Origin of the sequence: Leptolyngbya sp. O-77 (assembly GCF_001548395.1) — a bacterium.
In the GTDB taxonomy this organism is placed as follows: domain Bacteria; phylum Cyanobacteriota; class Cyanobacteriia; order Elainellales; family Elainellaceae; genus Thermoleptolyngbya.
Window position 1 is genome coordinate 3,355,506 of the sequence record NZ_AP017367.1, and the last position, 14,293, is coordinate 3,369,798.

The following is a 14,293-nucleotide window of genomic DNA, read 5'->3' on the forward strand; positions in this document are numbered from 1 at the left end:
GCTGCCGAAACGCCTGATTGCTTGCCCGACGATTCTTCGCAGTCGGACACGCCTCAAACCCAGCGACTCCAGTTTGAAGTCATCGACACGGGCTGTGGCATTGCAGCGGAGGAAATCGAGGATTTGTTCGATGCCTTTGTGCAAGCAAAGCACAGTCACCGAGCTAATGAAGGAACGGGCTTGGGGCTGACGATTAGCCGCCACTTTGTGAATTTAATGGGTGGCCACATCCGCGTTCAAAGCGCCTTGGGGCAGGGCAGCACTTTCGCCTTTGAGATTCAAGTAGAGGTACAAGCTGAGGCAGCAGTGTTGTCGCCCGTTGAGACTAGCCGTGTGTTGACGCTGGCGCAAGACCAGTCCCCTTGCCGGATTTTGATTGTGGAAGACCAGTGGCAGAATCGCCAGTTCTTGGTGGAGTTGTTGTCGTCTATTGGGTTTGAGCTTGAAGAAGCAACCAATGGCTATGAGGCGATCGCCCGTTGGTCTACCTGGCATCCCGATTTGATTCTGATGGATTTGCGAATGCCGGGAATGAACGGGTTCGACGCGGTTCGACAAATCCGCCAGGATGAACAGGCGCTCAGGTCTCAAAGTCAAACGCAAAGCAACATAGACTATTCCCCATTTAAGGCAACTAAGATTATTGCGCTGACGGCAGATGCGTTTGAAGAAACCAGAGCAACAGCGCTAGAAGCGGGCTGCGACGACTTTATTCGCAAGCCCGTTCAAGAGAGCTTGTTGCTCACCAAAATTGCAGAACATTTGGGCGTTCAATACATCTATGAAATGACTGAGAAGCGATCGCCGGAAGCCAATGTCGCGGCAGAAAATTTAGACTGCGATCTGTCGCTTATGCCTGTTGAATGGATTGCCGAACTGCATCAGGCCGCCACGGAAGGATTTGACGATCGCATCCTGCAACTGGTGCGGCAAATTCCCCCGGACTATTCCTGCCTGTCAAGTTCTTTGACCCATTGGGCAACAAACTATCAGTTTGAGGCGATTACTCAACTGACGCAGCCGCTCATCGAATACGAGACAGACTCAGCACCCTAGAGCCAGAGATTCAGCCCCGGAAGGGCTGTGACGTGGCATGCAGTGAATTGAGAACTGCGCCGATGCAGAATTTTTCGCAGGCTGTGCTTGCAAGAAATCGTTCGATCGGGGCTGGATCGTGGCGCGACCTAGTAGCCGCCAGATTTGCCTATCGGAAAACTCTGATTAGAATCTTGAGTGTGGGGATCGGGGGCGATCGCCCCAAAAACTCCCAAACACTTGTTAGGCACGGATTAAATTTTGCGGAACATTCCCCATGAATAGGACAGAATCATGGAAACGAAACATGATATTCAGGCACCTTGCAGGGGGACAGCGTGCGGTTGTTTAAGACCATTGCAGGACTTCGCTCCTATCTTGCGTCGTGCCTTCAGGAGACAGACAGTGCAGTGACAGCGCAGACCAGGCGATCGCTCGGTCTAGTGCCCACAATGGGCGCACTGCACGCCGGACACCTCAGCCTGATTCGCCGCGCCCGCCAGGAAAACGCCGTGGTCGCAGTCAGCATTTTCGTCAACCCGCTGCAATTTGGCCCGCAGGAAGATTTTCACAAATATCCCAAAACCCTGGCGCAAGACAGCGAGCTTTGTGAAGCCGCGGGCGTGGACGTGATTTTTGCCCCCAGCGCCGAGGAGTTGTATGGCGGACGCAGCGGCTCCAGAAAGGATATACTGACGCAGGTGATTCCGCCGCAGGCGATGATGGCGGTGCTGTGTGGGCCGCATCGGCCCGGGCACTTTGAAGGCGTGGCGACGGTGGTGGCAAAGCTGCTCAACATCGTGCAGCCCGATCGCGCCTATTTTGGGCAAAAAGACGCTCAGCAGCTGGCCATTTTGCAGCGGGTTGTGGCGGATTTGAATCTGCCCGTTGAGCTGGTTGCTTGTCCTACGGTGCGCGAAGCTAGCGGGCTGGCCCTGAGTTCGCGGAACCAATACCTTTCGCCGGAGGAGCGATCGCACGCTGCTGCTCTTTATCGCAGCCTGCATCGGGCTGAGCAAGCGTTTCACCAGGGTATTCGCAAGAGTCAGGAGCTAATTTCAATTGTGAAGGAAGAGTTATCAACCGTCGCGGCGGTGCGGCCGCAGTATGTAGAACTGGTGCATCCAGAAACGATGGTGCCGCTGGCCGAAGTGGAGGAGCGCGGGCTGGTGGCGATCGCTGCTCATTTGGGCAACACGCGCCTGATCGACAACATCGTGCTGAGCGCCCGCAAGCCGATTATCGCCATCGACGGCCCCGCCGGGGCTGGAAAATCTACCGTTGCCCGTCGCGTTGCGGCCGAACTGGGTCTGCTGTATCTCGACACGGGAGCCATGTATCGCGCGGTGACCTGGCTGGTACGGCAGTCAGGCATAGAGATTTCGGATGAAGCGGCGATCGCCGAACTGGTGAGCCAGAGCAAAATTGAGCTAGTCCAGCACTTAGAGATGCAGGAGCCAGAGGCAGGGGATGCTTCACTGAGTTTGGCAAGTCCGCTGACGGTTTTGATCAACGGGCAGGATGTGACCCGCGAGATTCGCACGCCAGCCGTGACGGCCCAGGTATCGGCGATCGCCGCCCAGGGCGAAGTCCGCAGGATGCTGGTCAAGCAGCAGCAAGAATACGGTCGGCGCGGCGGCGTGGTGATGGACGGGCGCGACGTTGGCACGCAGGTCTTTCCTGATGCCGAACTCAAGATTTTTCTGACGGCTTCGGTGCGGGAGCGAGCCCGCCGCCGCCAGCTTGATCTAAAGGAGCAGGGACAGCCGGAGATTTCTCTAGAAGCTCTGGAGCAGGCTATCTTTGAGCGCGACCAGAAAGACAGCAGCCGCAAGGTCTCCCCCCTCCGCAAAGCTGACGATGCCATCGAACTGGTGACAGACCATCTAACCGTCGAGGCAGTGGTGGATAAGATTATTGGTCTGTACCGCGATCGCCTTTCATCTGGAGCTTGAACTGGGGTTGCAGGTCTAGCTAGAACCGCAGCAGCAGTGGGCTAAGAGCATGGCACAACCACCGCTACTGCCCAAGCCATCAATCACCATCAATCAATCACCATAGGACTTACGCACTTGCAATTAAATTTTCTGGGTTTTGGACGATTTCTCCGCGAGAAATCGTCCAACTGCGTAAGTCCTACACCATTAATCAATTGAGATAGACTGCGGCCCGCTGCCATTGCTGCTGGGCGGCGCGTCGCTAGGGGAAACGCTGCTGCCTGATTGCTGGTCTAGCCAGCTTTTCACGGGGTCGTCGTTGAGATTTAGCCGGAATAATCCTGAGAAAAAGCCCCCCAAAAAGGCGACCGGGTGGCTGGTGATTTCTCGAACGACAGGCGTTAGCTCATCCAAAAACATGAGTTTCTCCACTGCGGATTCTAGTCTAGGCAGAATTTTAGCCTGAGTCAGCAATCTGATGGCGATCGCCCTCGGCAAATCCGGGGCAGATCCCTGCTTGCCCCCCGATCCTAGCGCGAATTTCTGGGCTTCTCAGCGGACAGACAGGCTCCCAGTAGCGCCTTTCTGCCACTCATCAGGCTATCCCGGTTCTACAGCGAGAAATCCTCAGCAATATCTGCCCGCGAGGTGGGCTGGTTGACTAGAATTCCCTCGCCGCCCAGCACCTCTAGCGGCTTGCCTTCGATGGTAATCCACACCTTTGCGTTGGGATCTAGCGTGGTTGCAGTATATACCACCTGCGCCAGCCGCCCGGTCATGGAGGTGCTGCCGCCGCCCTGGGTAAAGCTGTTGGACAAATCGACATGCACGCCATCGTCTTCCACCTTGACGCTGCGGAGGGTCGTGTCGCGGGGAATCGTAGATCCCACCGTGTTGTCGCTGGGGCCGAGCAGCAGCGCCTCGAAGGTGGCTTTGAGGATTTCTTCAGGGCGATCGCCCGACTCCACAGACACCGAAGCCGGAGCCAGTGTCGTTTTTTGACCGTCATCCTTCAGCCAGTAGACCTGCACCGTCCGCTGTTGCACCACGGCGATCGGCTCACCCGTCGGCTCTGCGTTGGAGGGCGCGTCCACTGCGGGTTCCTGCGCGATGGGCGGATTTTCGATGGGGGCTGCTAGGGGCGAGGGCGACACAGCGACGGTTGGCTCTGGCTGAGGCGCTCTGGAGGTGACCGTCTGCCAGGTAAACCAGGCCGTAGCACTGCCCGCTGCCAGCACGACCCCTGCCAATGCCGCAACCACGCCCACCGGCAGCCGGGAGGAGGAAGGAGCAGATTCCGGGAGTCCGGGCTGTTCGGTGGTGTCGGACGGTAGGGGCTGGTCTTGAAACGAGTGATTATCCATAGAAGCGTCCCCACGCTACAGGGGTAAGGGGTTGGATTTGAAAAAAGTTTGGAAAACCAGTGGAGGGGAATGTCAATCTTCCTCAGAGGGGCTGCGAATAGAGTTGCTGAAGGCCCCGCAAAGGCTGATTGGGCAACCCAAAATCGCAAATCCAAAATCGAGAATCGACATCAGTCCAAGGGCGGGGCGATCGCCACAACTGCTGCCATCCCATACGATCGCTGCCCTCATGCAAACACCCAGTCTTATAGTGCGATGCAGTGCTGGCCCAAGTTTTCAGACGGGCAAACTGAATGTTTGTTCCGCTGCTAGCAGTCTTGGGGGCATCTCCAGCCTGACACCCCATTTCCTTTATTCTAGAAATCTTGCGCTCATCCGGTGCGATTTGCTGAAAACTGCGCCATTTTGAAATGCTGTTTGAAATGCTGTCGGCGTGACCATCTCACGCTTCGCGGGAGCGCTGAAACTGGGTCATCAATTGCGCCACAACCTGGCTATTCTCTGTCTGCTTGGACTGCTCTTCTAGCGCAGCTTGCAGCACCGACAGTTCCAAACCTGTTAGAACCTGCGAAACGGTAATGCGGCGGCTGCCTTGGTCGGCAATTTGAAAGGCAATAAGCTGGCAGGTAGTGACATCCACCACCCAATACTCCGCCACGTTCAGTTCTTCATACAGCAGGCGCTTGATTCCCAGATCATCCGCTAGTGACGAGTCGGCAATTTCGATCGCCAAGTCGGGTGGCGGCGTGTCGTCGAGGTTGGCGATCGCCCGCCCCTGAGGCGCTAGCGCAGCGCGATCGCCCACGTAATAAGAAATATCCGGCTGAGCCTCTCGTACACCTGCTTTTCGATAGCTGCAATTGACCCAGCCAACCATTGCAACTTCCTTAGCACAGCACCAAAGGGCCAGAGTAAGTATCAGGATGGAATAGGCAGAAGCATGAGCGGCACTGCCTTCCATCGCTTCCAGTCGCATTTGGCTATTGAAGTAATAGCCTTTGGTTTTGGCACAAGACGGATGGCTGCTCAGACGTAAAAAATCATCCCAAGCAGCCGGAACCCATTGACTTGCTGGCTCTGTAGCCGTCACTGGAGCCGAAGTTCCATTCATCCCTCATCCTTCATCCCTAACTACCCGATCGCCTCCTGTATCCACTGCTGGAGCGTGGGCACGACCTGATCCAGCGCGATTTCCTGCGATTCTTTGGTGGCGCGTTTCACGACTTCGACTTTGCCCTGCTGGAGCGATCGCCCGGTCACCACGCGAAAGGGAATGCCCACGAGTTCAGAGTCTTTGAACTTGACACCAGCCCGCTCGTCGCGGTCGTCTAGCAGCGTTTCCACGCCAGCAGCGTTGAGGTCGGCGTAGAGCTTCTCGGCAACCTCTACCTGAGCCGCATCGGTGATGTTGGGGATGACGACAATAGCGTGATAAGGGGCGATCGCCACGGGCCAGATAATGCCGTCTTTGTCGTGGTTTTGCTCCACTGCCGCCTGCGCCAGCCGAGACACGCCCACGCCATAGCAGCCCATCACCAGCGGCAGTTCTTCGCCCGTTTCGCTGGTGTAGGTCGCGCCCATTGCTTTGGAATATTTCGTACCCAACTGGAAAATGTGCCCCACCTCAATGCCGCGGGCAGTTTGCAGGATTTGGCTGGGGTCATGCATTGCGCGATCGCCCGGCCGGGCCTTGCGAATGTCCACCACGTCCGCAGGCAGCGGATACTGCTTGCCCCAGTTTGCGCCGACGACGTGATAGCCAGACTCGTTCGACCCGGTAACGAAGTTCTGCAGGTCCACGGCCGTTTTGTCCACCAGCCGCAGGAATTTGGGATGCAGCTTTTCCTGCTTGCCGATGTAGCTGTCTTCTAGCCCAGGGGAAATGTAGCCCAGCGGCAGCGGTTTTGTCGCCCACTTGGCCTGCGCCTCGGCATCGGGCACGGTCAGCGCCAGCAGCGTCTTGCCCCCAAAGCGATCGCCCAGCTTCACTAGCTCATTCGTCAGCTTTACCTCGTTTACATCCTGGTCGCCGCGAATGCTGGCCAGCACCAGCACCGTCACGCCGTTGTCGTAAACGGCCTGATACAGCACGTTTTTGACAATTTGCGTGGGGGAGCATTTGAGAAACTGGGCGAGTGTTTCAATGGTGGGCGTGTTGGGCGTGTCCAGCTTTTCAAATTTCGTAAAGGTGGAGGGTACAGCATCGGGCGGCAGCGACACGGCTTTCTCAGTATTGGCAGAATATTTGCCGTCTTCGGTGTAGAGGATTTCGTCCTCCCCAGCGTCCGCCAGCACCATGAATTCCTGCGATCCCGATCCGCCGATCGCCCCGGAGTCTGCCTCCACCGGGCGGAATTTCAGCCCTGTGCGGGTGAACATATTGCGGTAGGCGCGATCCATGTCGGCGTAGGTCTGCTTCAGGCTTTCTTCACTCGTATGGAAGGAATAGCCGTCCTTCATGATGAACTCGCGCCCGCGCATCAGCCCAAAGCGGGGACGAATCTCGTCACGGAACTTCGTCTGAATTTGATACAGGTGCAGCGGGAGCTGGCGGTAGGATCGGATCATGTCGCGAGCGATCGCCGTAATCACTTCTTCATGGGTCGGGCCCAGCGCCACCTCGCGGTTTTGCCGATCCGTCAGGGTAAACATGATGCCTTCCGCCTGGGTGTAGGTGTCCCAGCGACCCGACTCTTTCCACAGCTCCGACGGCTGCATCGCGGGCAGCAGCACTTCCTGCGCCCCGGTCGCATTCATCTCCTCGCGCACAATCTGCGACACCTTTTGCAGCACTCGCCACATCAGCGGTAGATACGCATAGACCCCGCTGCCGATGCGCCGAATGTAGCCCGCCCGCAGCAGCAGCTTGTGGCTGGGAATTTCTGCCTCTGCCGGGTCTTCGCGCAGGGTGACAAATAGCATCTGAGACAGGCGCATCGCTGGGTCGTCCTTCCTACTAACGTTTGCGTTGGTTCTCTCAGTCTACCGAACCCCCTGCCCCCTGACTGCCGCAATTTCGTTCCCACTTCCACCAGTGGCTATAATCTTGCATAGTTGAGACTTGGCTAAGATTTTGCAGGGCGATCGCCCAACCCTAAAATCCTGATGCACCAGCAGCCTAGTCATCCCTATCGGGGTCATCCCTATGTGGTGCAGGATTGGTTTACAGATCTGTTTTTGTCTAGTTTTGTCTAGCCTTATTCACCTGTAGTTATGTCAATTACTCAAAACCGTCTTCGCCAGGACGGGCTGTATTTTCTGCAAGGCATTGCAGGAACCTGTGTGGTCATGGGAGGGCTGGCGATCGCCCTCACTTCGTTCACGCTGCTGTTGTCTGCGTTTGCGCCGGGGCGCTTTCGAGAGATGATTCGCGACAATTTGCCCCCCGATTTGCCCCTGGTGCTGGTAGCGCTGCTGGTGGGGTTGGCGGCATTTTTGACCTTGCTGGTGTGGGCGCGGTTTACCTCGCGGCGGCTGGCGCTGTGGACAGGGGGCGTTTTGGGGGCGATCGCGCTGCTGTCGATAGTGGTGGCGGCGATCGCCAGTCCCTAGCGAAAAACCAGGGAAGTCGGCACTCAAGGGCGATCGCATCGCAGGCGACGTAAGAGGGCGATCGCCCAAAAACTGAGCAATACTCCTAGCAGCTTGCTTTTAGAATTATGCTAACCTAGTAAAGCTTGAGAATTTCCCAACGCCTTTGCCTCACACCTTTGACGAGGGCCGTTATGGGAATGCTCGCGGGCATAGTTTAGTGGTAAAACTACAGTCTTCCAAACTGTTGATGCGGGTTCGATTCCCGCTGCCCGCTTCGGAAGGATCTAAACAATCTGACAGGCTGTTTATCAGAACGGATTGCTAAGCGGCTTGTTAGATGGCTTTCCAAGCAGTTTACAAGTCTTGGTCTTCGTCCTGTTCCTTCACTTCGGGCGAAGGAGAAACCAGCGTAAAAGGTGCGAAAGAGGGCGTGGTGGCTGTGCGGCTCATGGCGGGCGGGCGCACGGGGGCCGTGTTGCTGGGGTTGGCGCTATGGAGCGGACTGGTGGCCGAGTGGCAGAGCAGCGTCAGCGCACAAGAGCAAACTGCCAGCGATAGGAAATCCAGACCCTTCGTGGTCAGCACTTCTGGCTGGGGCGCAACAGCAGCAGCCACCTTGACCCGCGACCCGGTGTAGGCATGGGGCGAGCGGGCGGCGCGGCGCAGCATTGCTCTCTGGTTCCATTCACTGGACTTTTCAATCATGACAACGGTTTGGTAAGGGGGAAGAACGAGGAAGGAAGAACGAAGAGGGAAGAACGAAAAGGGAACCCCTAGCGTAGACTACCCAGATTGGGCCTATTTCCAACGTGGGTAGACACAAGCATAAACTTGCAGACGGTGGAATTGGGCAAATTGTTCGCGGGTAAGCGAGAGCCGGGTTAGACCATTGCGGGGGCAAACAGGGCTATCGCGCTCGCCTGATGTTTGAGCAGAGTCGCCTTGGGCAGTGGCCCATGCAGGTGCTCCCAGGGCAGCAGGTCATCCGCCTGCCAGGAGTCGAAAACGTAAGCCTCCAGCGGTGGCAGGGTTCCCCGCAGTTCCTTGAAGGCGCGGCGGTAGCTGCCCAGCGTGTCGCCATAGTGGCGCACCCTTTCTAGTAAATGGGACAAACGGCGATCGCCCCGTGAAATTAACGCCTGGATTACCGACCAATTATAGCTTTCAGGACGAAACTCGACTCCCAACGCCCCCAGTCGCTTTTGCAAAAACTTTAATCGCTTTTCCGCCTCTGGGTTCACGCCAAACCACTGAAACGGCGTGTGCGCTTTGGGCACAAAGGTGCTGCACCCCAGCGTCAGGCGCAGACCGGGCGCGGCTTTTTTCAAGGTTTTCAGCATTTCAACAGTTGCTTCTAGGTCGTCGGGCTGTTCGCCGGGGATGCCCACCATGCCATAGAGCTTGAGGCTGCTGAGTCCACCCGCTCTAGCGTGGATGGCGGCCTGAACAATTTCTTCAGTGTCCAGCTTTTTGTTGATGATTTGCCGCAGGCGATCGCTCCCACTTTCAACCGCAATGGTAATGGAGCGAGTGTCATGCTGTACGAGCGATCGCGCCAGTTTTTCCGTCACAGTACCCGTCCGCACCGATGCCAAACTCAGCCGCACATCGTCAAACTGCGGCTTGTTTAAATAGTCCAGCAGTTCGTCAAACTCCGGGTGCTGCGTCACGGACGCGCCCAACAGTCCCAGGCGATTCGTCACCGCCAACCCCCGCTCGATGGCGGGCATCAGCGATTGCTCCAAACTTGCTGGGCGAAAGGGCAGCGTCAGGTAGCTGGCCAGGCAAAAGCGGCACATTTCGGGACAACTCCGCACCACCTCCACCATGTAAATGTTTTCCCAGGCGGCCCGCTCGGTGACGACGGTCGAAGCCGACAGCACATTGCCGCGATAGGTCTGCTTTTCAATGACCGCAGGTGCGCCTTCCAGCGGGGCGATCGCCCGAATTTTGCCATCTGGTGCGGTGTAGGTCACTTCATAGAGCGAGGGGACATAGACACCGGGAACCTGCGCCAGGTGCCGGAGCTGCTGCGATCGCCCCTCCTGCCGCACTGCTTTGTAAGCCGTGATGAACGCATCCAGGAGCAGTTCACCGTCGCCCAGCAGCACCACGTCAAAAAAGTCGGCAAAGGGTTCGGGATTGGCCGTCAGCACAGGGCCGCCCCCAAAAATGAGCGGGTGGGCATCGGTGCGGTCGGGCGATCGCAGCGGAATCTCCAGTGACTCCAGCAGCTCCAAAATGTTCACATAGTCCAGTTCCCAGGATACAGAGAACCCCAGCAATTCGGGGCAGGCTGGCAGCGGCTCATGCAGATCGGTAAACAGGCGGCTGACCTGCACATCGGCCCGCGTCGCTAGCGTCGCCCAGACCACCTGATAGCCCAGGCTAGTGATGCCAACGGTATAGTCGTTGGGAAACGCAAAAATTACCGGAACCGCGTCGGCATCCGGCGTTGCAGGCGTAAACAGCAGCCGCTCATCGGCAAAAATAGCAGTCACAAAGGCAGAAGCAAGAGAGGAGACATTCTCCTTCAGCCTATAGCAAAAGCCTAGAAGATGTGGGCAATGTGGCGATCGCCGCCAGCAATGGACTCCAGGCATGTATATTTAGCTACTAAAAAATATGGGGATGTACGCAGATGTAGCGGGAGCAATTGAGGAATTGGAACGCTATAGGCGGCATTTTTCAGGGCATCTACCGTAGGAGTTTGCACAATCTTCATGGCAAGCTGAAGATACCGAAAAGTTCAGCCCTCACACATTGACAACTTTGTGACGAATTTTGCTGCCCTCAAGAGCAGTTATTAAACCCTGGTTGAACCCTAGTTGAACCCTAGTTAAACCCCAGTTGAACCCTAGTTAAACCCCAGTGAAATCCTTAGTTAAACGCTGATCAAACTCTAGTTAAAGTCCGATGGGTTAAGGGCCGAGTTACACACAAACTTGTTGAACGCTGATTGATTTCCAAGCTCAATTGAGAGAGTGGAACAGGTAGATAAGCTGGTTAAAAAGCCAGAGATAATTCATTAGGTCTGCGGCTAGATTTTGATCTACGAGGTGATCGAGTCACTAGTAATTTGCAGCTAGGACTACAGATATATTTCATTTATATTTCATTGAAGAAGATTCCATCTGGATGGACGTTTGTATCTGCAATGATCCGACGGATTGGAAGATGGACTGAATCGGGAGGCGATCGCAGTCATGGCTGATTTTTTTGATTCCCATCGGGGAACCTTTGTCCCAGAAACCGAGCGAACCACGGACGTTCGCAATTCAAAGGCAGCGAGCTTCAGCACTCGAAAAGCTGAGCTAGATCAACTGCTGGAAAAAGCGATTGAGCAATATCAAATTCGGGACTATCCATCAGCCCTGAAAACATTTCGGCATGTCCTCTTTGGCTACCGAGAGGTGCATGATTTGCAGGGCGAAGGCATGACCCTCAGCGGCATGGGTCTGGCCTTTTATGCGCTGGGTCAATACCAAGAGGCGATCGCCCATTCCTATCAAGCGCTGGCGATGGCTCGTCAGACAATGGATCGGCGCACCGAGCGTCAGGCCTTGGGAAATTTGGGCAATGCCTATCGCCATTTGAACAACTTTGAAAAGGCCATTGAATATAAAGGGCAAACGCTGGTTGTAGCCCGTGAAATTCAGGATCGGCGGGGCGAAATGGCGGCGCTCAACAACCTCGGCATGGTGTATAAGGCAATGGGGGATTGTGAACAGGCGATCGCCTATTACGAACAAAGCCTGCGTCTGGCGAAAGAACTGCATGATTTGCAGGTAGAGGGACAAGTTTTGCGAAACTTGGGCAATGCCTATCACGCACTAGAAAACGGTCAGAAAACGGTGGAGTGCTACGAGCAACTTTTGGAAATTGCTCGACAGCAGGCTGACCTGTCTACCGAAGGGCAAATCCTCAAAAACTTGGCGAGCGCCTGCTATTCTCTGGGCAACTACAACAAAGCCATTACCTATCATCAACTGCGGCTGGCGATCGCCCGCACCCTGCGCGACAGGCGCAATGAAGACCAGGCGCTCGAAAGCCTCAGCGTGATTTACGACGCAATGGGAGACTATGCCAAAGCCATCGAGTGCTATGAACAACGACTGGCGATCGCCCAATCTGCTCAAGATAAGGACTTGGAGCAGCAGCTATTAACCAGCCTGCGAAATGTATGCTATGCCGTTGGCGATTTTGTCAGAGCCAATTCGTATGAGTAAGGAGTAAGTTTTTTGCAAGTTCTTTTCTAAGGCTCCTTTCTGCGGAATAGACCCACGTTGCCAAACTTCGGAAATTGGACTGAGAATCTCACATCCAGACAATGTTTTACATTCACAAGGGCGTGAGTTCTGAAACCAAATAATCAAATTCAAAAGCCCCTAAGCTCACTGAAACTCAAGGGGCTTTTGGACAAGCTACGCTCTTGACTTGCAGACTAAAAGTTGCGTCGCCAAATCACACTATCGGTTCTGAGTTGCCTTTTCCAGGGCACGCTCAGCTTTTTCTTGAATCGTTACCGCCTGACGGGAGTTAGACGGACGATTCATCTTGTCTACGTCAGCATTTTCCTGAACTTCATTGATTCCCTTACGGGCCCGATCCTGCACTTCTTCCATGCTTTGCAGACCCGAATCCAGCGCCTCTTCCGCCTTTTCGTAGATTCCATCCAGCTTTTCTACGCCTTCGTTGGGTGCGCTAGACTGATTGCCAAAGCCAAACGCAAGAGCAGGCGAGGCGGTAAACAGCATCAGGACGACAAACGAGAAGGCGATTGCCACTTTATAGATCGACTGCTTTAGTTGGTTCCAAGTTTTCATGGGAGTTCCTCCAAGAATTACAATTCGTCAAGCCTGACTCAATCGAACTGCGCTAATTGAATTAGATAGTTGGACTTAGAAATCCGCTCAATCCATAAGCACCGCTTGACTCATTTGAATCATTTTTGAATCATTGAGTGACTCATTTATCCTGCACTTAGTTATACGCTGAATACCCCCTGCTTCAAATCAATCTCTAGAGCGAAAGCGGTTAGGTTTTCACAGTTTTTTCTCAGCAGAGCGGAGGATTAAATCTTGCCAAATAAGATTTGAAATTCTCCCTAAAGGAGGAGACAATAGAAGCGACTAAAAAGCGACTGATTCCTGAAACCTAGAGGCATTCATGCTTTCTCGCCTTCTCTCAACGGTTAGACCGAAAATAAAAGTGAGTGTGCTTTGCCAGACAACAATGCTGGGAACAGCCGCCTGCTTCAGCCTAGGAGTTTTGCAATCTTCTGCTGAGGCAGCACCGATTCGCTTTGCCTCGTTCAACGCCTATCTCAACCGCGAAACAGAGGGACAACTGCTGGCGGATCTGGCAACACCCGACCATCCGCAGGTGCAGGCCGTCGCCGAAATCATCCAGCGGGTGAACCCTGATGTGCTGCTGCTGTTGGAGTTTGACTATGACACGACGGGCGAAGCAGTGCGCCGCTTTCAGGAGAACTATCTCGCCGTGGGGCACAACGGCGCTGCGCCCATCCGCTTTCCCTACGTCTATCTCGCACCCAGCAATACAGGCATTCCGTCCGGCTTTGACCTAGATAACGACGGGCAGGTCAGCACTACACCGGGGACTCGCGCCTACGGAGGCGATGCGTTTGGATTTGGGCTGTTTCCAGGGCAATACGGCATGGTGCTGCTGTCGAAATATCCCATCGCGCTAGATCAGGTGCGGACGTTCCAAATGTTTTTGTGGAAAGATATGCCCGGTGCGCTGCTGCCCAGCGATCCGGCGACCCCCGACGCGGGCAACTGGTATTCTCCAGAAGAATTGGCGGTGTTTCGGCTGTCGTCCAAAAATCACTGGGATGTGCCCATTCGTGTGGGAGATCGCACGATTCATGTCCTCGCCAGCCACCCCACGCCGCCCGTATTCGACGGGCCCGAAGACCGCAACGGCCGCCGCAACCACGACGAATTGCGCCTGTGGGCAGATTACATCACGCCTGGCCGCGCCGACTATCTCTATGACGACCGGAGACAGCGGGGCGGGCTGAGCGACACAGCTTCGTTTGTAATTATGGGCGACCTGAACGCCGACCCCATCGATGGCGACGGAATGCCAGGGGCGATCGCCCAACTGCTCGACCATCCCCGCGTCAACGCCGACCTCGCGCCCAGTAGCGCAGGGGGACAGGCGATCGCCGCCGCCAGCACCGCCACCGGCCCCACCCGCTTCCACACCGCCAGCTTCGGTCGCCAGAGCCTCCGCCTCGACTATGTGCTGCCCTCGACAGATCTCACCGTCGTCGGCGCGGGTGTTTTCTGGCCCGCTCCGGGTGACCCGCTGTTCCGATTGGTGGGCGATGGCGATCCGATTATCAGTTCCGACCATCGCCTGGTATGGGTGGATGTGGAGGTTGAGTAGCGCGTT

The 14,293-nt window shown here is 55.7% G+C and carries 12 protein-coding genes and 1 tRNA gene; 6 read left to right on the forward strand and 7 right to left on the reverse strand.

Annotated elements, in window-relative coordinates; all coding sequences use genetic code 11:
- Positions 1-21 precede the first annotated feature (21 nt).
- Positions 22-1,056 carry a response regulator gene (locus tag O77CONTIG1_RS14295; protein ID WP_068511652.1) on the forward strand — a complete coding sequence of 345 codons (1,035 nt, stop codon included), beginning with the start codon at positions 22-24 and terminating at the stop codon, positions 1,054-1,056.
- 317 nt (positions 1,057-1,373) lie between these two features.
- Positions 1,374-2,990, forward strand: coding sequence for a bifunctional pantoate--beta-alanine ligase/(d)CMP kinase (locus O77CONTIG1_RS14300; protein WP_068511656.1), 1,617 nt, complete (start codon positions 1,374-1,376; stop codon positions 2,988-2,990).
- Between the two features lie 189 nt (positions 2,991-3,179).
- On the opposite strand, the gene O77CONTIG1_RS14305 is transcribed toward O77CONTIG1_RS14300, so the two are convergent.
- The 4 genes from O77CONTIG1_RS14305 to proS form a co-directional block, all read right to left on the reverse strand.
- Positions 3,180-3,404: a hypothetical protein gene (locus O77CONTIG1_RS14305; RefSeq protein ID WP_317134109.1), complete on the reverse strand. Its 225-nt coding sequence runs from the start codon at positions 3,402-3,404 to the stop codon at positions 3,180-3,182.
- A gap of 179 nt (positions 3,405-3,583) precedes the next feature.
- On the reverse strand, positions 3,584-4,336 hold the full coding sequence (locus O77CONTIG1_RS14310; protein ID WP_068511664.1) for a GerMN domain-containing protein: 753 nt from the start codon (positions 4,334-4,336) through the stop codon (positions 3,584-3,586).
- 442 nt (positions 4,337-4,778) lie between these two features.
- Entirely contained in the window at positions 4,779-5,447 is a 669-nt protein-coding gene (locus O77CONTIG1_RS14315) for a Uma2 family endonuclease (protein WP_068511669.1), read from the reverse strand.
- A 20-nt stretch (positions 5,448-5,467) separates the two neighbouring features.
- On the reverse strand, positions 5,468-7,273 hold the full coding sequence (gene proS, locus O77CONTIG1_RS14320) for a proline--tRNA ligase (RefSeq protein WP_068511673.1): 1,806 nt from the start codon (positions 7,271-7,273) through the stop codon (positions 5,468-5,470).
- Positions 7,274-7,549: 276 nt separating this feature from the next.
- On the opposite strand from proS, the gene O77CONTIG1_RS14325 reads away from it, so the two are divergent.
- Together O77CONTIG1_RS14325 and O77CONTIG1_RS14330 are read left to right on the forward strand one after the other, a co-directional pair.
- Positions 7,550-7,888: a hypothetical protein gene (locus O77CONTIG1_RS14325; RefSeq protein WP_068511676.1), complete on the forward strand. Its 339-nt coding sequence runs from the start codon at positions 7,550-7,552 to the stop codon at positions 7,886-7,888.
- Positions 7,889-8,073: 185 nt separating this feature from the next.
- A tRNA-Gly gene (locus O77CONTIG1_RS14330) sits at positions 8,074-8,144 on the forward strand.
- Between the two features lie 80 nt (positions 8,145-8,224).
- Here O77CONTIG1_RS14330 and O77CONTIG1_RS14335 read toward each other — a convergent pair.
- Positions 8,225-8,575 (reverse strand): hypothetical protein, encoded by a 351-nt coding sequence (locus tag O77CONTIG1_RS14335; protein WP_156435283.1) that lies wholly within the window; start codon positions 8,573-8,575, stop codon positions 8,225-8,227.
- A gap of 176 nt (positions 8,576-8,751) precedes the next feature.
- Entirely contained in the window at positions 8,752-10,371 is a 1,620-nt protein-coding gene (locus O77CONTIG1_RS14340; protein ID WP_068511685.1) for a B12-binding domain-containing radical SAM protein, read from the reverse strand.
- Positions 10,372-11,076: 705 nt separating this feature from the next.
- Between O77CONTIG1_RS14340 and O77CONTIG1_RS14345 the strand changes: the two genes are divergently transcribed.
- On the forward strand, positions 11,077-12,099 hold the full coding sequence (locus O77CONTIG1_RS14345) for a tetratricopeptide repeat protein (protein ID WP_172799694.1): 1,023 nt from the start codon (positions 11,077-11,079) through the stop codon (positions 12,097-12,099).
- 240 nt (positions 12,100-12,339) lie between these two features.
- On the opposite strand, the gene O77CONTIG1_RS14350 is transcribed toward O77CONTIG1_RS14345, so the two are convergent.
- A complete protein-coding gene (locus tag O77CONTIG1_RS14350; RefSeq protein WP_068511691.1) occupies positions 12,340-12,696 on the reverse strand; it encodes a hypothetical protein in 357 nt (118 codons plus the stop codon).
- Between the two features lie 445 nt (positions 12,697-13,141).
- On the opposite strand from O77CONTIG1_RS14350, the gene O77CONTIG1_RS14355 reads away from it, so the two are divergent.
- Complete coding sequence (locus O77CONTIG1_RS14355; RefSeq protein WP_197673199.1) at positions 13,142-14,287, forward strand: endonuclease/exonuclease/phosphatase family protein; 1,146 nt, start codon at positions 13,142-13,144, stop codon at positions 14,285-14,287.
- The last annotated feature ends 6 nt before the right edge of the window (positions 14,288-14,293 follow it).